General features: G+C 63.4%; 18 protein-coding genes, 1 tRNA gene and 4 pseudogenes. 13 read left to right on the top strand and 10 right to left on the bottom strand.

The window, feature by feature from the left end; genetic code table 11:
- Positions 1–200 precede the first annotated feature (200 nt).
- Both IVA96_RS10910 and IVA96_RS10905 read left to right on the top strand, forming a co-directional pair.
- Entirely contained in the window at positions 201–833 is a 633-nt protein-coding gene (locus tag IVA96_RS10910) for a LysE family translocator (protein ID WP_247417116.1), read from the top strand.
- Between the two features lie 13 nt (positions 834–846).
- Positions 847–1,311: a GFA family protein gene (locus IVA96_RS10905; RefSeq protein WP_247277682.1), complete on the top strand. Its 465-nt coding sequence runs from the start codon at positions 847–849 to the stop codon at positions 1,309–1,311.
- Positions 1,312–1,340: 29 nt separating this feature from the next.
- Here the strand turns inward: IVA96_RS10905 and IVA96_RS10900 are convergent, their stop codons facing one another.
- Entirely contained in the window at positions 1,341–2,093 is a 753-nt protein-coding gene (locus IVA96_RS10900) for a sulfite exporter TauE/SafE family protein (protein WP_247277681.1), read from the bottom strand.
- A 91-nt stretch (positions 2,094–2,184) separates the two neighbouring features.
- On the opposite strand from IVA96_RS10900, the gene IVA96_RS10895 reads away from it, so the two are divergent.
- The 4 genes from IVA96_RS10895 to IVA96_RS10880 all read left to right on the top strand — a co-directional run bounded on the left by IVA96_RS10895 (position 2,185) and on the right by IVA96_RS10880 (position 5,792).
- Complete coding sequence (locus IVA96_RS10895) at positions 2,185–3,075, top strand: LysR substrate-binding domain-containing protein (RefSeq protein ID WP_247277680.1); 891 nt, start codon at positions 2,185–2,187, stop codon at positions 3,073–3,075.
- Between the two features lie 506 nt (positions 3,076–3,581).
- Positions 3,582–4,367 (top strand): succinate dehydrogenase iron-sulfur subunit, encoded by a 786-nt coding sequence (locus IVA96_RS10890; protein WP_247277679.1) that lies wholly within the window; start codon positions 3,582–3,584, stop codon positions 4,365–4,367.
- Between the two features lie 76 nt (positions 4,368–4,443).
- Positions 4,444–4,935, top strand: a complete 492-nt coding sequence (locus IVA96_RS10885; RefSeq protein ID WP_247277678.1) for an NUDIX hydrolase — start codon at positions 4,444–4,446, stop codon at positions 4,933–4,935.
- Positions 4,932–5,792: an SIR2 family protein gene (locus tag IVA96_RS10880; RefSeq protein WP_247277677.1), complete on the top strand. Its 861-nt coding sequence runs from the start codon at positions 4,932–4,934 to the stop codon at positions 5,790–5,792. Before IVA96_RS10885 ends, IVA96_RS10880 begins: the two co-directional genes overlap by 4 nt.
- 8 nt (positions 5,793–5,800) lie before the next feature.
- Here the strand turns inward: IVA96_RS10880 and IVA96_RS35775 are convergent.
- Together IVA96_RS35775 and IVA96_RS10860 are read right to left on the bottom strand one after the other, a co-directional pair.
- Positions 5,801–6,811: pseudogene (locus IVA96_RS35775) on the bottom strand (patatin-like phospholipase family protein).
- A 34-nt stretch (positions 6,812–6,845) separates the two neighbouring features.
- On the bottom strand, positions 6,846–7,079 hold the full coding sequence (locus IVA96_RS10860; protein WP_247277675.1) for a DUF3551 domain-containing protein: 234 nt from the start codon (positions 7,077–7,079) through the stop codon (positions 6,846–6,848).
- Between the two features lie 140 nt (positions 7,080–7,219).
- On the opposite strand from IVA96_RS10860, the pseudogene IVA96_RS10855 reads away from it, so the two are divergent.
- A pseudogene (locus tag IVA96_RS10855) lies at positions 7,220–7,468 on the top strand (hypothetical protein); the annotation flags it as partial.
- Positions 7,469–7,479: 11 nt separating this feature from the next.
- On the opposite strand, the pseudogene IVA96_RS10850 reads toward IVA96_RS10855, so the two are convergent.
- The 3 genes and pseudogenes from IVA96_RS10850 to IVA96_RS10840 all read right to left on the bottom strand — a co-directional run bounded on the left by IVA96_RS10850 (position 7,480) and on the right by IVA96_RS10840 (position 10,667).
- Positions 7,480–8,449, bottom strand: a pseudogene (locus IVA96_RS10850) (tripartite tricarboxylate transporter substrate binding protein).
- Between the two features lie 21 nt (positions 8,450–8,470).
- Complete coding sequence (gene hisN / locus IVA96_RS10845) at positions 8,471–9,253, bottom strand: histidinol-phosphatase (RefSeq protein ID WP_247277674.1); 783 nt, start codon at positions 9,251–9,253, stop codon at positions 8,471–8,473.
- A 523-nt stretch (positions 9,254–9,776) separates the two neighbouring features.
- Positions 9,777–10,667 carry an N-formylglutamate amidohydrolase gene (locus tag IVA96_RS10840; RefSeq protein WP_247277673.1) on the bottom strand — a complete coding sequence of 297 codons (891 nt, stop codon included), beginning with the start codon at positions 10,665–10,667 and terminating at the stop codon, positions 9,777–9,779.
- A gap of 329 nt (positions 10,668–10,996) precedes the next feature.
- Between IVA96_RS10840 and IVA96_RS10835 the strand changes: the two genes are divergently transcribed.
- The 5 genes and pseudogenes from IVA96_RS10835 to IVA96_RS10815 all read left to right on the top strand — a co-directional run bounded on the left by IVA96_RS10835 (position 10,997) and on the right by IVA96_RS10815 (position 13,050).
- Positions 10,997–11,356: a response regulator gene (locus tag IVA96_RS10835; RefSeq protein ID WP_007597092.1), complete on the top strand. Its 360-nt coding sequence runs from the start codon at positions 10,997–10,999 to the stop codon at positions 11,354–11,356.
- A 74-nt stretch (positions 11,357–11,430) separates the two neighbouring features.
- Positions 11,431–11,505, top strand: a tRNA-Val gene (locus IVA96_RS10830).
- Between the two features lie 172 nt (positions 11,506–11,677).
- Positions 11,678–11,892 (top strand): annotated as a pseudogene (locus IVA96_RS10825) (DUF2945 domain-containing protein).
- 27 nt (positions 11,893–11,919) lie between these two features.
- The gene (locus IVA96_RS10820; RefSeq protein WP_346015513.1) at positions 11,920–12,423 is read left to right on the top strand and encodes a DUF488 domain-containing protein; all 504 of its coding nucleotides are present in this window, start codon (positions 11,920–11,922) and stop codon (positions 12,421–12,423) included.
- Between the two features lie 141 nt (positions 12,424–12,564).
- Positions 12,565–13,050 (top strand): L-2-amino-thiazoline-4-carboxylic acid hydrolase, encoded by a 486-nt coding sequence (locus IVA96_RS10815; RefSeq protein WP_247417104.1) that lies wholly within the window; start codon positions 12,565–12,567, stop codon positions 13,048–13,050.
- Between the two features lie 303 nt (positions 13,051–13,353).
- On the opposite strand, the gene IVA96_RS10810 is transcribed toward IVA96_RS10815, so the two are convergent.
- From IVA96_RS10810 to IVA96_RS10795, 4 genes are all read right to left on the bottom strand, one after another.
- Positions 13,354–14,445 carry an enolase C-terminal domain-like protein gene (locus IVA96_RS10810; RefSeq protein WP_247277671.1) on the bottom strand — a complete coding sequence of 364 codons (1,092 nt, stop codon included), beginning with the start codon at positions 14,443–14,445 and terminating at the stop codon, positions 13,354–13,356.
- 198 nt (positions 14,446–14,643) lie between these two features.
- The gene (locus IVA96_RS10805) at positions 14,644–15,867 is read right to left on the bottom strand and encodes an ABC transporter substrate-binding protein (protein WP_247277670.1); all 1,224 of its coding nucleotides are present in this window, start codon (positions 15,865–15,867) and stop codon (positions 14,644–14,646) included.
- A gap of 153 nt (positions 15,868–16,020) precedes the next feature.
- Positions 16,021–16,950 (bottom strand): carboxylesterase family protein, encoded by a 930-nt coding sequence (locus tag IVA96_RS10800; RefSeq protein ID WP_346015515.1) that lies wholly within the window; start codon positions 16,948–16,950, stop codon positions 16,021–16,023.
- A 301-nt stretch (positions 16,951–17,251) separates the two neighbouring features.
- On the bottom strand, positions 17,252–17,821 hold the full coding sequence (locus IVA96_RS10795; protein WP_247277668.1) for an alpha-ketoglutarate-dependent dioxygenase AlkB: 570 nt from the start codon (positions 17,819–17,821) through the stop codon (positions 17,252–17,254).
- Positions 17,822–17,900: 79 nt separating this feature from the next.
- Between IVA96_RS10795 and IVA96_RS10790 the strand changes: the two genes are divergently transcribed.
- Positions 17,901–18,041 carry a hypothetical protein gene (locus tag IVA96_RS10790; protein ID WP_007597071.1) on the top strand — a complete coding sequence of 47 codons (141 nt, stop codon included), beginning with the start codon at positions 17,901–17,903 and terminating at the stop codon, positions 18,039–18,041.
- The last annotated feature ends 71 nt before the right edge of the window (positions 18,042–18,112 follow it).

Genomic DNA, 18,112 nt, shown 5'->3' with positions numbered 1-18,112 from the left:
CTCCAAAGGACCTGCGATCGGCCACGGCGTGGCAGTCGCCCCGAATCCCGCATTTCAAGAACCCTGCCTTTATAAAGCAGATAGGGCCGCGCGAAAGTATGATCCGCATTGCAAATTCGAGTTAATTCCCACGCAATTGCGGCAGTGGACGGGGAGGGGCGAACCGATTAAGCCGCTTCAGGGCCGACGGGGGGCATCACATGCTGGGCATTCACGAGATCTGGCTCTTCATCCTGTCGGGCGTGCTGCTCAACGTCACGCCGGGCCCTGATACCGTCTATGTCATCGGCCGCAGCATGCAGATGGGCTGGCGGGGCGGCGCCGCCGCCGCGCTGGGCATCAGTTGCGGCTGCTTTTTCCATGTCGCGGGCGCCTCGATCGGCCTTTCGGCCCTGCTGATGGCCTCATCGACTGCGTTCTCGATCCTGAAGTTGGTCGGCGCGGCCTATCTGGTCGTCACAGGACTTCAGATGCTGTGGTCGCGCCCGGCGCTGGCGGCGGTCAGGGACGAAGGCGAACGGAGCTCGCTGCGGCGGGTCTTCCTCCAGGGCGTCTTCACCAACGCGCTCAACCCCAAGGTCGCGCTGTTCTTCCTCGCCTTCCTGCCGCAATTCGTCGCAGCCGATTCACCGCACAAGCCGCTCGCCTTCCTGACCCTCGGCTTGGTCTTCATCTGCACGGGGACGCTGTGGTGCCTGGTGCTGGCGGCCTTTGCGGCAAGGGCGGCCCATCGCTTGCGGAGCTCCGAGGGCGCGATCGCCTGGGTCAACCGCGCGCTCGGCGGCCTCTTCATCTATCTCGGCATCCGCGTCGCCATGCTGGAGACGCGGTGACTCGTTCGAACGAATGGCTGAAGCATCGCGCGGTTCGCTCGATCGAAGCCGCGCTCGGGAGGTTTTGATGATTCGTGGTAGCTGTCTGTGCGGCGCCGTGCGGTTCGAGATCGATCAGGTACGTTGGCTGACACATTGCCATTGTGCCAATTGCCGCAAGCTGACCGGCGCGGCATTCGCCACCTACGCCCATGTCGACGCCGACAAATTTCGCTTTGTTGCAGGCGAGGAGCTAACGGTGGCTTATGAATCCTCGCCGGGAAGTTTCCGCCATCGGTGCAGGACCTGCGGCTGCCTGACGCCGGGCAAGGCGAGCTATCTCCCGACAGTCAGCATTCCCGCTGGTCTGCTTGATGACGACCCGGAAGTCCGGCCTCGCCTCCACGTTTTCACCTCGTCGCGCGCGCCGTGGTGGACGATCCAGGACGATCTGCCTCAGCACGAAAAATGGGTGCCGGGTTACGCACCCGAGGCGTAAGTCTGTTCGAGTAAAGATGGCGCAGGCCTTCAGGCGAACTCCTTCGCCAGCGCGCTGCCGGCAAGATAGAGGCCGAGCAGGATCATCGCGATCAGGAACCAGCGGCGGAACGCTTCCGCCGGCATCCGCGCCCGTACCGACTGGCCGATGAACATGCCGGCAAAGGCCATGGCGAGTCCCACGGCGCCAGGCACGGCATTGGCGGGCGTCAGTAATCCGACGGCAGTCAGGTTGAAGGCGAGCGCCAGCGTCGCCGTGGTGAAGAACACGCCGAGCGCCTGCACCAGTTCGTCCTTCTCCATGCCGATCGCCTGCATGAACGGCATCGAGGGGATCACCTGCACGCCGGTCGAGGCCGAGATCACGCCGGTGACGACACCGACCACGCCGCCGACCCATTTCTCGTTCTCAGGCGCGACGCGGACCTGGAATTTGTTCAGGCCGATCACCGCGTAGATGACCAGCAGGGCGCCGAGCACGATCGTGCCGTAGCGCGCATGCGGGCCGGTCAACGCGCCCGCGTTGAGCCAGCATCCAATCACGGTGCCGATCATCAGCGGCCACAGCCGCCTCAGAATGTCGCGCAAATGAGGGCCGACGAAAGTCTGCCAGATGTTGGTGATAATCGCGGGCACGATGACGATGGCGATCGCGCGGCTCGGCGCCATGCTCACCGCGAGCAGGCCCATGGACACCGTCGGCAGGCCGAGCCCGACGACGCCCTTGACGAACCCGGCGATCAGGAACACAGCGGCGACGGCAATGAGAAGGGGGTCGAACATAGCCGCACATTGACCGAAGCCTTGCGCCGGCACAATCTGGAGGTTACGGAGACAGCCTTCGCTTGATGCGAAGGCTGGGGAGAAAACCGTCATGCGCTTCGACCTCGTCGACCTCCAGCTCTTCATCGCGGTCGCCGATCAGCGCAGCATCACCCGCGGCGCGGAGCGGTCGCACCTGGCGCTTGCCTCGGCCAGCGCACGCATCAAGGGCCTCGAGGATGCACTCGGCGTCGCGCTGCTCAAGCGCGGGCGCCGCGGCGTCGAGCTGACGGCGGCGGGCGAGAGCTTGCTTGATCACGCGCGCCTCGTCATCCACCAGATCGATGCCATGCGTGGCGATCTCGCCGGCTTTGCCAGCGGCGTGCGCGCCAGCGTGCATTTCCTCGCCAATACCTCAGGGCTCTCGGAGCACTTGCCGAAGGCGCTGGCCGCCTTCCTGCGCGAACATCGCGACGTCGCCGTCGACATCGAGGAGCGCGAGAGCACCGATATTGCGGCGGCGATTACCGCGGGCGCCGCCGACCTCGGCTTTGCCGCCGAGCACGCGCTGCCAGAGCATATCGAGCGCTTCCCCTTCAGCGAGGATCGGCTGACGCTGGTGACGTCGCGCCGTGGCCCGTTCGCGGGCCGCCGCCAGATCGACTTTCAGGAAGCGGGCGCCTGTGACTTCGTCGGCCTGACCAGCGCCACCGCGCTTCAGATGCACATATCGAAACATGCGGCGCGGCTCGGCATGCGCCCGCATTTCCGCGCGCGGCTGCGCGACTTCGACGCGATCTGCCAGATGGTCGCCGCCGATGTCGGCGTGGCGCTTGTGCCCGAAGCCGCCGCCCGCCGCTGCGCCAAGACCATGCCGCTCTCCATGGTCCGCCTGCGCGATGCTTTTGCCAACCGGAAGCTCGTGATCTGCGCGCGCAGCTTCAAGACGCTGCCAAGACCGGCGAAGATGCTGGTGGAGCATTTGCGGGCCACGGCGGCATAAGCCGGGTGTTGCCGCGGAATTGCGGTGCGCGAAGGCAAGCTGACTTGTCTGCATCGCGCCCGCGCCGCCCATGTGGTTCTGGCGCTTGCAGCGTAGGTCGACAAGCCAGGCCCGCCAAGAGCGGGCAAAAATGGTTCTCGCAGCAGATTGCATCTCCAACGTGCGGACGACAGATGCATCGCCGCGTCGAACGTTCCTACTTCATCGAGAAGATCGACGTAGAGCAGGCGTATGTCCGTTTAACGCATGTTAATCTCGATGGATTGGCTATTTAGATGCGCAAGCTTCGCGCGGCGGAAGCGCGATTGTCATAGGAACGCTTGCGCGAGAGATGGCTTGTTCTCGCGGCAAAAGTTCCGGTCCGCGCACGGGTTCATTAATGCAAGGCATCAGATGCTGCTCGCGCTCGCGACAGCGCCGGCATTCACGGTCGTCCTGTTCGGTCTCTCGCTGGATGATCTCCTGCAGATGCGTTGCTCTGTGCCGATCTGACGGAGGAGGTGACCATGGTGGAGTTCAGGCTTCCAAGAAACTCCCGCATCGGGAAAGGAACGGTCTGGCCAAAGCCGCACAGCAAAAGCTTGCGCGAGTTTCACATCTATCGCTGGAATCCCGACGATGGCCGCAATCCCCGGCTCGACACCTACTTTGTCGACACGACGGATTGCGGGCCGATGGTGCTGGACGGCCTGATCTGGATCAAGAACAACGTCGACTCGACGTTGACGTTCAGGCGATCCTGCCGCGAGGGCGTGTGTGGCTCATGCTCGATGAACATCGCCGGCCAGAACACGCTGGCCTGCACCAAATCCATGAGCGAGGATATTCGGGATGGTGAGCCGCTCCGCGTGCTGCCCTTGCCGCATCAGCCCGTAGTGAAGGATCTGGTGCCCGACCTGACGAACTTCTATGCGCAGCTCGCCATGATCGAGCCGTGGCTGCAGACCAGTTCGCCGACGCCCCAGAGGGAATGGCGGCAAAGCCTCGAGGATCGCGCAAAGCTCGATGGACTGTACGAGTGCATTCTCTGTGCCTGCTGCTCGACGTCGTGCCCGAGCTACTGGTGGAATTCCGAGCGCTTCCTGGGGCCGGCGGCCCTGATTCAGGCCGCGCGCTGGATCAACGACAGCCGGGACGAAGCCACCGGCGAGCGCCTCGACATGCTCGAGGACCCCTTCAGGATCTATCGCTGCCACACCATCCTCAATTGCGCCAAGGCCTGTCCGAAAGGTCTCAATCCGGGAGAAGCCATCGCCGCTCTGCGCCTCAAGATGGTCGAGCGGAAGTTCTGATCGCTGCAGACGCCACTCCGCAGACAGGAACCATGCCTGCGGCGCTTGCTTATCAATCTCCGAACGGAGGAGTTTGATGGGAAAGAAGCAGTTCGCCGCTTTGCCGTTTCGTCTGGATAATTCCGAACTGCGCGTGATGCTGATCACGACCAGGCGCAAGCGCAGATGGAGTGTCCCCAAGGGATCGCCGATGCGCAACAAGGAGCCGCACCTCACGGCTGCGCTGGAAGCCTACGAGGAGGCGGGGCTGGTCGGCATCATTGCGACACGCGCGATGGGCAGCTTCAAGCATCGCAAACGGAAGGGTGACCGCAAGCGGACCATGGACGTTGCCGTCTTTCCCATGAAGGTCCATGGTCAGGAGCGTTGGTGGCCTGAAAAAGGGGAGCGGGAAGCGACCTGGGTCTCCGCGGAAACGGCGGCGCGTCTGGTGCACAAAGCGGAGCTCCGGCGGTTGATTGCCCGCTTCGCGGCGCAAACGGAAAAGGGGTGCGTCCTCGCTGCTGAGCGGCAGGCGGGCTTTCTTGTCCAGGAACCAGCGTCCCGCGCAATCATTCAAGCTAGATGAAGCAAAGACCGACAAGGCTCGCATCTGAGGAGCGGCCGCCTCACGAAGTTCTGGCTGCGGCGATAGAACGACGCCGCGCGGTCCTGTTCGTCGGCGCCGGTGTCTCGATGGCTGTCGGATTACCATCCTGGCAGTCCCTGATCGAGCATCTGCTGGACGATCTCGGTCTCGAACGCGACGTCCTCGACGGAATGCACGGCGGCTATCAGATGCTTGCGGAGTATTACCGGCTGAAGCGTGGGGGCATCGGACCGCTCCGCAGCTGGCTCGATCGCAATTGGCGCGTCGATCCAGAGAGAATCGCCACCTCGGAGCTCCACCAGATCATCGTCGAGCTCGATTTTCCGGTCATCTACACAACGAACTACGATCGCAATCTCGAGACTGCCTTTGATGTCCTGAAAAAGCCATACGCGAAGATCAGCAACGCGAAGGAGATCGCGAGCGCTGGCGCCGGCGTCACGCACATCATCAAATTCCACGGCGACTTCGACGATGATGCCTCGCTCGTTCTGACCGAGACCGACTTTCTCAACCGGCTCGCATTCGATTCCCCGCTGGATATCCGTTTTCGCGCCGATGCTTTGGGAAGCACGCTGCTCTTCGTCGGCTACAGCATGTCCGATCCAAACATACGGCTGCTGCTGCACCGAATTTGGCAGATTTGGGATGAATCCGGGCACCGACAGGACCGGCCGAAATCCTTCGTGTTCGTCGCCCAGCGCAATCCGGTGCAGGAAGCCGTATTGGCGAACTGGGGCATCACGACCATTGCGCCGCCTGAAGGAATGGCCGCCGACGATGGTCTGACCCGGTTTCTCCTCGACGTCCGCCAGCGTATCGATCGAAGCTCCTAGAGTGATCGCTATCGCCGGCGCACGGTGCAGATCCCGTTCCGGATCGGGGCGACGCTTGCTGCATATTGCATATCCAGAAGGCCCGCCCGCCACCGCTGCGCCATCGCCGCTTCCGAAAGATCAAAGGATTTTTCGGGTCCGGCCTCCTCGCGACCCGGGCGGCAGCTCAGGAGATAGACGACGTCGTCGCAAACAAGCCCCTGCAACTCTGCGCGGAGCTGGCGGGCTTCCAGGGCATGGTCCAGGCGCTGAAATGTCTGGTTGCCGTAGGTCAGGTCGCTTTTGCGCTCGGCTGCGGCTTCGATGCCATCAGGGATTTTGCCGTCGCGCGCAAAGAGGTCGATCACATAGAGGCGAAGCGGGCTCGGGGATCCCAGGATCGGTTCAAATGGTGCGTTCAGAGAGAACCCGCCATCGCCGAGCCAGCGGCTGGCAATCTGCACTGGCGCGAACTCAGGGAGGAAGCCGCAACTGGCCAGGATGTGATCCATTTCGATCCGTTCCGACGAGGAGTCGAAGAGCACGGCGTCGCCGCTTTCGAGGTCGGTGGCGCAGATCGTGATGCGGGGATCACCGTCATTCAGGCGGTCGAAATCGACCAGCTGACGAAGGCGTTCGCGCGTCGGGCCGAGATCGTACAGGCCGCCGAAGTGAGGTGCCGGAAGCGGGAGACGGGGATGGAAGAAGCCGGCATGGCCAAGTAGGCGCGTATTGATCGAGCTCAGTCAGGCGGACAGATGACGGCGGGCGCTCGGCGGACCGGCACGACCGCCCGGTCCATGCCAATAATTACTTAGAGTCCGGATCCGATCGGCGCTCGGGCTTCCCGCGATCAGTGCGGCCGTGATCGCACCGGACGATGAACCGGCCACCCAATCGATCTGTGGCGAGAGAGAAGTGAGCGCTTCGAACGTACCGCCATGATACGCCCCGAGCCCAAGGCCGCCGGAGAAGACAACGGCGGTGAGCTGGCGCTCTGCTGTCTTGGCGCCGCTCGGCTCAGCGGCGCGGTCAGTCAAGGCGGGCCCCGGTTGTCAGTCTGATTCAGGCCGATCACCGGTATCCCCTGTGGCGGCGTGCATAGGCATGTCGAGGGTTGATGCCGCAATAGGCCTGCGTGCCCGATGCGGTCGCCATGCACTGAGCGTAGCTGGCGAACTGGCAATTGCCCGGATAGCCCCAAATGCGGCCCTGGAGGCAGTAGCGATCCTGTGCGACCGCCGTCGAAGGGCCGAAGCTCGTCACAAACGACAGGACGGCGGCAATCATCAGCAAACGATGTTTCATTGAAAATCTCCAATTTCGACAATGAACGCAGCCGGTGAGGCTGCGTTCCAAAGCGGCGCGCAGCACGCGCATCCCAGGGATTCAAGCGTGCGATTAACCTGTATGAAGCCGCTCGCGGTGGATCGCGGCTACGGTAATCGCTGCGACGTTTCGATCGGAAGCAGGATACCCGAACAGTCTTCGAGCCTCAGAACTTCAGCATCAATTTCGGTCCTCAGCATCCGGCGGCCAATGGCGTGCTGCGGCTCGTGCTCGAGCTCGACAGCGAGGTCGCCGCGCGCGTCGATACCCATATCGGATTGCTGCGTCGAGGCAGCGAGAAGCTGATAGAGGCCAAGGCATACCTCCACGCAATTCCGTATTTCGACCGGCTCGACCAACTATTTCCGGTCTGTGGGCTTTACTTCGCCGTCTCCACGCCGGCGTCCTTGATCACCTTCGCCCACTTCTTGGTCTCATCCGCGATGAAGCTGCGAAAATGCTCCGGCTCATCGCCGATCAGCGTCGCGCCTTGGGCTGCGAGCTTCTCCTTCACCGCCGGATCGGCCATCGCCTTCGTCGCAAGAGCATGCAGCGCGGCGACGATTCTCGTTCGGCGTGCCCTTGGGTGCGACCATGCCGTACCAGTTCTCGATACGTAGCGCGGGAAATCCCGTTTCCGCGGTGGTCGGCACGTCGTGCGCGGTCGGTGCGCGCTCGGCCGAGCCGACCGCAATGGGGCGCAAGGCGCCGGCCTTGACCTGCGGCAGCAGCACCGGCAGGTCGAGGAACGTCATCTGCACCTGCTGTCCCAGCAGATCATTCACCGCCGGCGCGGCGCCGCGATACGGCACGTGCACGATGTCGATCTTCGCCGTCAACTTGAACAGCTCGCCGGCGAGATGCGGCAGGCTGCCGGGGCCGGAGGAGGCGAAGTTGAGCTTTCCCGGCTGCGCCCTGGCGAGCGCAATCAACTCGCCGATGTCCTTGGCGGGCACGTTGGTTGCGACCACCAGCATTTCCGGCACGGTCGCAACCAGCGTCACCGGCGTGAGGTCGTTGAGCGTGTCGTAGGCGACCTTCTCCATGCTCGGGCTGATCGCCAGCGCGCCGGCTGAGGAGATCGCGACGGTGTAGCCGTCGGGCGCGGCCTTGGAGACGGCGTCAGTGCCGAGCACGCCGCCCTGGCCACCGCGATTGTCGATCAGCACCGGCTGCCCCGACAGTTCCGACATGCGCTGGCCGATCACCCGGGCGATGATGTCGTTGGGACCGCCGGCCGGGAACGGCACGATCAGCTTGATCGGCTTGGCCGGAAAATTCTGCGCGGAGGCGAGTGTCGGCAGCAGAAGCAGGAACAATCCGAGGAGCAGCCTGCGTGAGACGGTCATGCAAGCCCTCCGCTCGCGTTGTTATTGGTTCAATAGCTTGAGTGCTTCTTCGTGGACCCTGGGGTCGCCGGCCGCAATGATGCGGCCGCCACCCTGGGCCGGCTTGCCTTCCCACGTGGTGACGATGCCGCCGGCGCCGGTCACGATCGGGATCAGCGCCGCGATGTCGTAGGGCTTCAGCTCGGTCTCGACCACGAGGTCGACATGGCCGGCCGCGAGCATGCAATAGGAGTAGCAGTCACCGCCATAGCGCGACAGCCGCGCGCCCTGCTCGATGCGGCCGAAGATGGCGCGGTCGCGCTCGTTCATCAGCAGCGGGCTGGTGGTGTAGGTCGTGGCTTGCGAGAGCGAGGTGCAGCGGCGGACCTGGAGCCGCCGCTCGCCGGAGGGGCCCTTGTAATTGGCCGAGCCGTTGTCGCCGGAGAAGCGTTCGCCGATGAAGGGTTGGTGCATCATGCCGAACACCGGCGCGCCCTTGTGCAGCAGCGCGATCAGGGTGCCCCAGATCGGAAAGCCGCCGATGAAGGACTTCGTGCCGTCGATGGGGTCGAGCACCCAGACATAGTCGGCGTCGTCGCGCTCATTGCCGAACTCCTCGCCGACGATGCCGTGCTGGGGGAAGCTGGCCTTGATCAGCCGCCGCATCACTGCCTCCGCGGCGCGATCGGCTTCCGTCACGGGATCGAAATCCTTGGTTTTGCTCTTGTCGTCGACCGACAGTGAGGTGCGGAAGAACGGCAGGATGGTTTCGCCCGAGACGGTGGCGAGCCGTCCGATGAAAGCTGAGAAGTCGATCACCGTCACGGCGTATCCTCAAAAGCGAAAGTCGAATGAAGCTCGCTTCTGCCTAGCTCAAATCGGCAGAATCTTGCAGCGCTGTCTTTAAATGCTCCCTGGTATTTTGAATGCCGCAGCCGGCTGCCTTATCTCAGTCATCTCTTGGCCAAATATCGATCACAGCGTTGAAAACTTAGTTCCAATCATGCCTCGTTCGTATGCAAACATCTATCAACCCATTGAATTCTCTTATTAAAGAAAGTGAATCTGGGTTTCCATAGAAGCAACTGAGCCATGTGTGTTTTGCATGGGAAATCGCTCAAAAGCCCTTGCACTTTGTGCGGCGCGGTCGCATATTGTTGCGGTGCGGTAGCGCTTTGCGTTACCGCTGCCCTCCTTGGGCGTTTCCTCCCTAGACTTGGGCCGCTTCTTCATCAGAAGCGGCCCTTTTTTCTTTCCGGGTCTGCTTTCGTTTTCAGCGCGCGGCGCTGCGCAGCGAAACGCGCGCGCCGTTGCTCATGGCACGGATCGTTCGGGGAGAAATCCAAGCCTATTCCGCTGCGGCCTGGAACGGGCCGAGATCGCCGAACGGGATCGTGGCCGCCAGCACGTCGGCGAGGATGGCGAAGTCGCTTGCGACTTGCGCAAAGCGCGGACCGCGCTCGCGCCGCCGTTCGTCCATGTAGATCGCGCGATTGAGCTCGAGCTGCACCGCATGCAAGCCGCTTGCGGGGTTGCCGTAATGCTCGGTGATGAAGCCGCCGGCATAGGGCTTGTTGCGGCCGATCGAATAGCCGAGCCCCGTCATGGTCTCCTCGATGCGGTCGGGAAGCAGCGGCGTGCAGCTCGTGCCATAGCGGTCGCCGATCACGATGTCGGGCCGGCGCGGCTCGTCGCGGGAGACGCCGACCGATGGCATCGAGTGGCAGTCGACCAGCACCACGGTGCCGAACATCTGGTGTACCTTGTTGATCAGCCGACGCAGCGCGCGGTGGTAGGGCTTATACAGCGTCTCGATGCGCCCCAGCGCGTCGTCGACCAGGATGCGGTCGCGGTAGATCTCCTGTCCGTCACCGACCACGCGCGGAATGGTGCCGAGGCCCCCAGCGACCCGCATCGAGCGGGTATTGGCAAAGCTCGGCAGACGGCCGGTGAACATGCGCGGGTCGAGCTCATAGGGCTCGCGGTTGACGTCGACATAGGAGCGGGGAAAGTTGACCCGCACGGTGGGAAAGCCGCGATCGCTCAAATGGCCGATCAGCTCGTCCATGAAGGAATCTTCGGACCGCCGCAGCGTCGGCAGGTCGATCCTGGAGGCGCTGAGGAATTCGTCCGGATAGGTCGAGCCGGAATGGGGCGAGTTGAAGATGACCGGGGCACGCCATTGCGCGGGCTCCACGATCTCGAAGGCTGGCGACGTCGCGCCGTCAAACCGGGTCATCTTCTCAGGCTTCGTCCCTTCGCGCCGGGATCTGGCGTGGTCCAGATCGCATTGATTCGGCCGATCGAGCGGCTCTTATGTGTCGTCATTGTCCGGAATCGCAACCATTCTGCCAAGCGAAAAGATGCGATGGACGTTGGAACACGTCTTAACCGTGCGGGCAGGGAGGCGGGGATGCGGTGGCGGCTCGATTGATTCGAACTGCATTCCGGTTCACAAGGGACCGGCAGTGGCAGCCGTCTCAGGGTTAAGATTTTCACCCCAAATTTACCCTCTGTCGGGCTTACTGACCTCTGCTGATATCCTCTGGGGATTCGACGTTTCCTGCCATGCCAAAGATACTGCTCGCCGAAGACGACAACGACATGCGCCGCTTCCTGGTCAAGGCGCTGGAAAACGCCGGTTTTCAGGTCTCGTCCCACGACAACGGCATGGCCGCCTATCAGCGGTTGCGGGAAGAACCGTTCGAGATGCTGCTGACCGACATCGTGATGCCGGAGATGGACGGCATCGAGCTCGCCCGCCGCGCCTCGGAACTCGACCCCGACATCAAGATCATGTTCATCACCGGCTTCGCCGCGGTCGCCCTGAACTCGGATTCGGACGCCCCCAAGAATGCCAAGGTGCTGTCCAAACCCGTCCATCTGCGCGAATTGGTCAGTGAAGTGAACAAGATGCTGGCGGCCTGAATCGGCCCCCTTCCGTCCTTGCACAGGCTCCCCTGAGCCGTTATAGGGACCCCACCCGATCTAGACGACCTCTAGGGCACGTAGCTCAGCGGGAGAGCACTACCTTGACATGGTAGGGGTCACAGGTTCGATCCCTGTCGTGCCCACCATCCTTCGCTCGCGAAGCGAGAGAAGGATGCCACGCCGAAGCCCCAAGGGCGCAGGCGGGCTTATCGCCGCGAGCTACGGCTCGGCAAGCCACGATTCAACGTATCCTAACGCGAAGCGTAGACGGGCTGGGGTGTCCTTGGAACAGTCCGATGCCATCGATATTGGTCCGCCATGCCGAAAACCTTCAAGCGCGGCGATCACGTCAGTTGGAATTCGGAGGCCGGCCGCGTGCGCGGCCGTATCCTGCGCGCGCACACCGAGGACGTCGACTACAAGGGCTACGTCCACACGCTACGCCGGACGATCCGCAATACGAGATCAAGAGCGACCAGACCGATCACGTCGCCCTGCACAAGGGCAAGGCGTTGCGATTGTTGCAGAGCTGACGAACGTGAGGTGAGCAAGGCATCCCCATGGCTCATCCCTTCTTCACCATCGGCCATGCCACGCGTTCGATTGGGGAATTCGTCGAGTTGCTCCGAGGCAGCTCGATCACATATCTGGCCGACGTTCGCACCGTTCCCCGCTCGCGCACCAATCCGCAGTATAATCGCGACACGCTGCCGCAGTCGCTCGCGGCCGTTTCGATCGGCTACGAGCATATCGCCTCGCTCGGCGGCCTGCGCAGCCGCAAGCGCGAGGTGCCGCGCGAGACCAATGCTTTCTGGCAGAACGGCAGCTTTCACAATTATGCGGACCATGCCATGAGCGCGGCCTTTCACCATGGTCTCGCTCATTTGCGCGATCTCGGGCAGACGCAGCGCTGCGCCATCATGTGCGCGGAAACATTGTGGTGGCGATGTCACCGACGCATCATCACCGATTATCTGCTCGCCGCCGGGGAAACCGTGTTTCACATTCTGGGACCAGGGCAGGTCAATCCGGCCGAGATGAATCCGGCGGCGCGTCATGGCTGACGGCAGCTTGGTCTATCCTGCGGAAAGTTAGCCAATCGTCCCTATCGCGGCTATTCTTGCCGCAGTCGTAGATCCTCTGCGGTGATGGTCTTCACCGTCACTCATAAATCTACGGCCTTGATCCAAGACGCGAGGCTGCCCATGAGCGTGTCCGTCATCGAACAGGCAAAAATCCAGGCGCAGGTGCTGGTGCCGCTGGTCAAGGCATTGCAGGCCGAACTCGGCGAGGCGCGCGCCAACACGCTGGTGCGCAAGGCGCTCGGCGATCTCTATCGCGGCTTCGGCGAGGAATTCTGGAAATCGAAGAACCTGAACAAGGACGAGACAGACCTCGGCCAGGCGGTCGCGTCCGCCTTCAAGACCTATGCCCGCGGCGACGCGCTCGCCTATGACGTCATCGAGCAGTCGAAAGACGTCTTCGCCTTCGATGTGAAACGATGCGCCTATGCCGAGTTCTACAAGGCGCTCGGCGAGCCCGAGCTCGGCTTCCTCCTGATCTGCACCGCCGACTTTGCGACAGCAGATGGCTTCGGCCCTGACATCACGCTCACGCGCACGCAGACCATCATGCAAGGCGCCGATCATTGCGACTTCCGCTACCGGCGCGACTCCGGTGAGCGCCGGTGAAGGGAGCGCCTCTCACGCAGACGCGTCTTCCACACATCGAGATCAGCCAGGTGAACCAGCGGCGACGACGTGCGCGCCGTTGACGTCCCTGAAGTCGATCTGGGTCCTGATCGCGGAATGCGGCATCGGCTAACTCGACCTCGGAGATGAACATCACTCGTCCACGAAGATATTCTCCAGCATCAAGGGATCGCCCTTGAGGGCGACGACCCGAGCTCTTAGTTGAATTCGCGCGAAGGGCAGCCCGCCGACTTTCGCAAGCTCGATCTCGCCGCCGAGCGCCGTTACCCGCGGTAGGCGCGATTAGCTGACGAGATATTTGGTGACTGCCGCCTCGTCCCACGCAATCCCGTTGCCGGGCTCCTCGCTCGGCAACGCAAAGCCGTCCTTGATCGCGAGGCGCGTCGACAGCACCGCGTCCGCCCAGTCGACATATTCCAGCCAATGTGCGGTCGGCGTCACGCACAAGAGGTGCGCGCTGACTTCCGAGAACAGATGCGTCGATATCTCGATGCCGGCGGCGTGTGCCAGCGAGGCAGCGCGCAGCCAGCCGGTGACGCCGCCGATGCGCTGGACGTCGGGCATCACGTAGTCGCAGGCTTCTGCGGAGAGTGCCGACTGCATCGCAAATGCGCTGTCGAAGTTCTCGCCGATCTGGACCGGCGTATGCAGCGCGTCCGCAATGCGGGCGCAGCCCGAATAGTCGTCGTGGCGGATCGGCTCCTCGATCCAGCTCAAGCTCTCGTCGTCGAGCATCTCGCCGCGGCGGATGGCTTCCGTGACCGTCAGCGCCTGATTGTAGTCGCACATCAGCGTCACCTGATCGCCGACGGCCTTGCGCACCGCGCGCACGACGGCGAGATCCTCCCGCGCATCGGGCCGGCCGACGCGGATCTTTGCCGCCCGAAAACCCTCGGCCAGCAGCTTGTGCGCTTCATCCACCGCCGCGCCTGCAGGCATGAGGCCGAGCCCCTTCGAATTGTAGGCCTTGACCGGCTTCGGCGCGCCGCCGAGCAGGCGGGCCAGCGGCAGGCCGCGTGTGCGCGCGAGAGCGTCCCAGGCCGCCATGTCGATGCCGGATTGCGCCAGCCGTTGCAGGCCGGCGAGGCCCAGCAGCGTGAAGCGCTGGGACAGCTTGCGCTCGATCTCGAACGGCAGCAGTTCGTCGCCGGCGACGAGGTCTGACATCTCCGTGACCATGGCGGTCAACGGCTTCAAGGCCGACGGCGTGATCGAGAACAGATAGGCGTGGCCGCGCACGCCCTGGTCGGTCTCGCAGTCGATCAGCACCAGCGGCGCTTTTGCGATTGCCCCCGTCGAGGTCTGGAGCGGCAGGTTCATCGGCACGATCACCGGCCGCGCATGGAAGCGCCTGATGCGGATAGTCTCGGTCATGGGTCTCTCCCGGCGGAGCGGATGCAGGAAGGCGCCGATCTTAAGCATTCGCGATCAAACGAAAAGGTGCCTGTTGCGACTCTCATAAAACGCAGAGCGATTATGAAGCGGTCGAGGCGCGCGCTGTGGCTGCCGCCAAGATCATATGCGATAGGCCTGCCTTCTGCGGGGATGGGTAGCCCAGCGGTGCGCGTGAGCTCACCGCGCCGCGCCTTCCGTGAAGGCGGTCTCGATCACGTCGCCAAAAGGCTGCCAGGAGCGGCCGTCGAACTGGACGAGCCGCATCTGCTTGATCGGCAGATAGCTATTGGGCGAGGTATTCATCCTGATGTCGGGCAGCGCAACGGAGGGGTGATGACCCCTAATCGACGCCGCCTGACGCATGATGTTCTCGCGCGAGAAGTCGTCGCCGCATTGCTTCAGGACGAGCGTCAGCGCCTCGGCCGCGGCGTAGCCAAAGACGGCCGCGCTGTTGTTCGTGCTTTCGACTTGATGGTATTTGTCCATGAAGGCAAACCATTCCTTCATGGCGGAATCGTCCTTCCATGCGGGATCGCTCGGATCCTTCAGAAAGGCCGCGGAGATCACGCCGGCGGAGTTCTCCAGGCCCGCTGGCGCCATTGCATTGGCGATCGAGGCGGAGGCATCGTTTACGATGAACACCGGATGCCAATTAAATGAGGCCGCCAGCTTGATCACCTTGGAGGCCGTCGACGGCACGCCGAGAAAGACGAAGATGTCGGCGCCCGCGCGCTTGAGAATCGAGACGTGCCCCTCGAGATGCTCGTCGGCAATGTCGAAGGCGATGTCGACGAGGACATGACGGTTCAAATCGCCAAGGCCCTCCTGGACGCCCTTGTAGAGCATGCGCCCGAACTGGTCGTTCTGCCAGAGCACCACGATCTTCTTCCGGGGATAATAGGCTTGGATGTAGTTGGCGTAGATGCGCCCCTCCGACCGGAACGACGGCTGCCAGCCCATGGTCCAGGGAAACGCGCTTGGCTGGCTCAGCTCCTCGTCGCCGGAGGCGACGAACAATTGCGGGATCTTCTTCTCGTTCAGATACCAGCGCGTGGCGAGATTGCCGGGCGTGCCGAACGACCCAAACATCAAGTGCACATCGTCGGTCTCGACCAGGTTGCGCGTCAGCTCCAGCGCAGTCGCCGGATCGGAATTGTCGTCGCGCGAGATGAAGCGGATCTTGCGGCCGTTGATGCCGCCGCGCGCGTTGATCATGTCGAAATAGGCGGCCTCCGCCTGGCCGATGGCGCCGAACTCCGACAGCGGTCCCGAATACGGCATGACATTGCCGATGCGGATTTCCTTGTCGGTCGTGGGTTGCTCCGCACGTTGCTGCGACATCGCCCCGAGGGAGGCGTAGGCGACGATCAAAACGAAGGATAGTCTGCCGGTGACGCGCATGGTCGGCACCTCGACGTTGGCCCCGGAGAGGTCGGCTCGATCCCCACCAAGGCTGGTTGGTGTAGGTCAAGCGTTTGGCGATCGTATGGCTTGATCGCCCGCTTCAACGCAGCGCAGGGACCGAATGAAATGGCAGCCCTGCTGTCACGCCCTCTACGGCAGTCCCCGCGCCTCGAGCTGATGCACCAGCAGCAGCGTCGGCTCGGCGAGGCTGTCGCCGGAGCCGTCGAGGCCGAAGGCGCTCGCGATGCCGTCGCGGCTGCGCAGCAGCGCGCTGCGAGGGCAATGGCCGGCGCCGCAGAGCGTCTTCTTCAGGGTCTCGCCCTGCGCCACAACACCGGCGGAATCGTCCGCGGCCCAGGCCAGCACGATCGGCACGTCGACATTGAGGATGCCGGGGAAGACCGAGCGCTTGTTATATTGGCTGGCGTCGCTGCCGAGATACGCCTTCTCGCTGTCGCTGGCGTCCTTGCCCGCACGGTAGATGCCGGACACCAGGATCACGGCGGCCACATCGGCGCGGTCGGCCTGAAGCTCGGGATGCGCCAGCAGGGTGGCGACATGGAAGGCGCCGGCGCCGTAGCCGACCGCGACGATCTCGCGGGCATCGCCGTTGAACAGGTCGATATTGCCGTGGACCCAGGACAGCGCCGCCGCCACGTCGCTCGCGCCGGCGGGCCAGGTCGCGCCGGGCGCCAGGCGATAGCCCACGCGGACCCCGATCATGTCATTGCGCGCGGCAAAGCACATCGCCTGGTCCTGGATCTGGCGAGCCAGCTCCGGCGCGGCGCGGTCGCCGGTGAAGGAGTCGCCGGCCACGAACAGCAGCACCGGCCGCGGGGTATCCGCCTTGGTCGCGCTGGTCGCGACGTCGAGCACATTGGCCTCGCTCTCGCCATAGCGCAAACCGCGCGAGAAGGTAACCTGCTCGCACAGCCGCGCGGTGCCGCCGGCGGTCGTGTCGGAGTCGGTGAGGCCCACTTGGACGAGATCGGACGGCGGCGACAGCCGCGCCGGCAAGGGTCCGTGCGCGGAGGCCGAGGTCATGGTCAGAGTTAGGAAAAATGCCAGATAATTCTTCATGGTGATGCCGGCCTTGCGTGCCTCATATTGGCTTGCCGGTTTGGCCTGTCTATTCAATTCGCCCCATTAGTTGGCTCGGCTTGAGGCGATTTCACGGCACCTCGGTCGGCACGGGACGGGCATCCAACCCGGCCTGCAGCCGCTCTTGGCACGCAAGTTGGCGGGCCGCGGGACGATTGCGCGGCGCAGCCGTTTTATCTCGATCTGTCAAGCCGTTGCCCAGCGCCGCAAAGCCTCGAGCCGGAAACGGCTTTCTACTGTGCATGGGGTTGTTTTCGCAGTTTTTGTTTTGGACCGCCCGTCAGGCCCGCTTCATGGTCCGGAAGGTGATCGAATAGCGGCGCGCCTCGACTGGCGGAATGCTGTGCTCCCATTGCGACCGTGCCTCGCCGTCCATCATGTAGAGCGAGCGCGGCATGGCTTCGAGCGTGTGACGCTCCCATCGGTCGCCGTTGCGGCGGCGAAAGCGGAATTTGCAGGGCGCGCCGAGCGACAGGCCGAGGACCTTGTCGAAATGCGGCTTGTCGCGGTGCCAACCGATGCCGACGCCAACCTCATATTCGGTGCAGAGCACCTGCCGGATGTCGCCCGACGGCAGACCCGCCCACGCCTCGACCTGGCGCGCGACGGGCGCCACCCAGTCCGGGATTGGCTCCGCCTCGGCCAGTCGTTGCAGGGAGTAGTCGTAGCGATAGCCGAACGAGGCCACCCGGCGATTGCCCTCGAAGACGCCGAACTGGAAGCGCTGGAGCGGCAATGCCGCGATGCGGCCGATCAAGGCCTGCTCGTTGGCCGCCTCGATAAAATCGTCCGTGTAGCGAAGCCCAGCGGGCCCTTCCTGCGGTTCTGCGAACAAGCCTAGCTGCGTCATTCCTCGCACGTCCGTGATGGAACCTAATTGCGGCTGATGCGACTTACATAGGACGCGGGGAGTAATGTGCGAGGCCGTCATGGCAGAGAAGCATACCGCCGATCCGGCAGAGATCATGCGGGCGACCGGTCATCCGGAGCTGGAATATGCCGCCGGCTGGACCATCGCCGGTCTGGTCACCATCGGCACCATCGTCGCCGCCTGGGTGTTCGCCATCTAGGCTACAGGGAATAGGCGACTGGGAATTGAAGTTCGAAAGCCGCGGCCCTGGTCGGCCGGCTTGAGCCGGAT

It is taken from the genome of Bradyrhizobium sp. 159, assembly GCF_023073795.1.
GTDB lineage: Bacteria > Pseudomonadota > Alphaproteobacteria > Rhizobiales > Xanthobacteraceae > Bradyrhizobium.
This window is presented reverse-complemented; position numbering and strand designations above follow the sequence as displayed.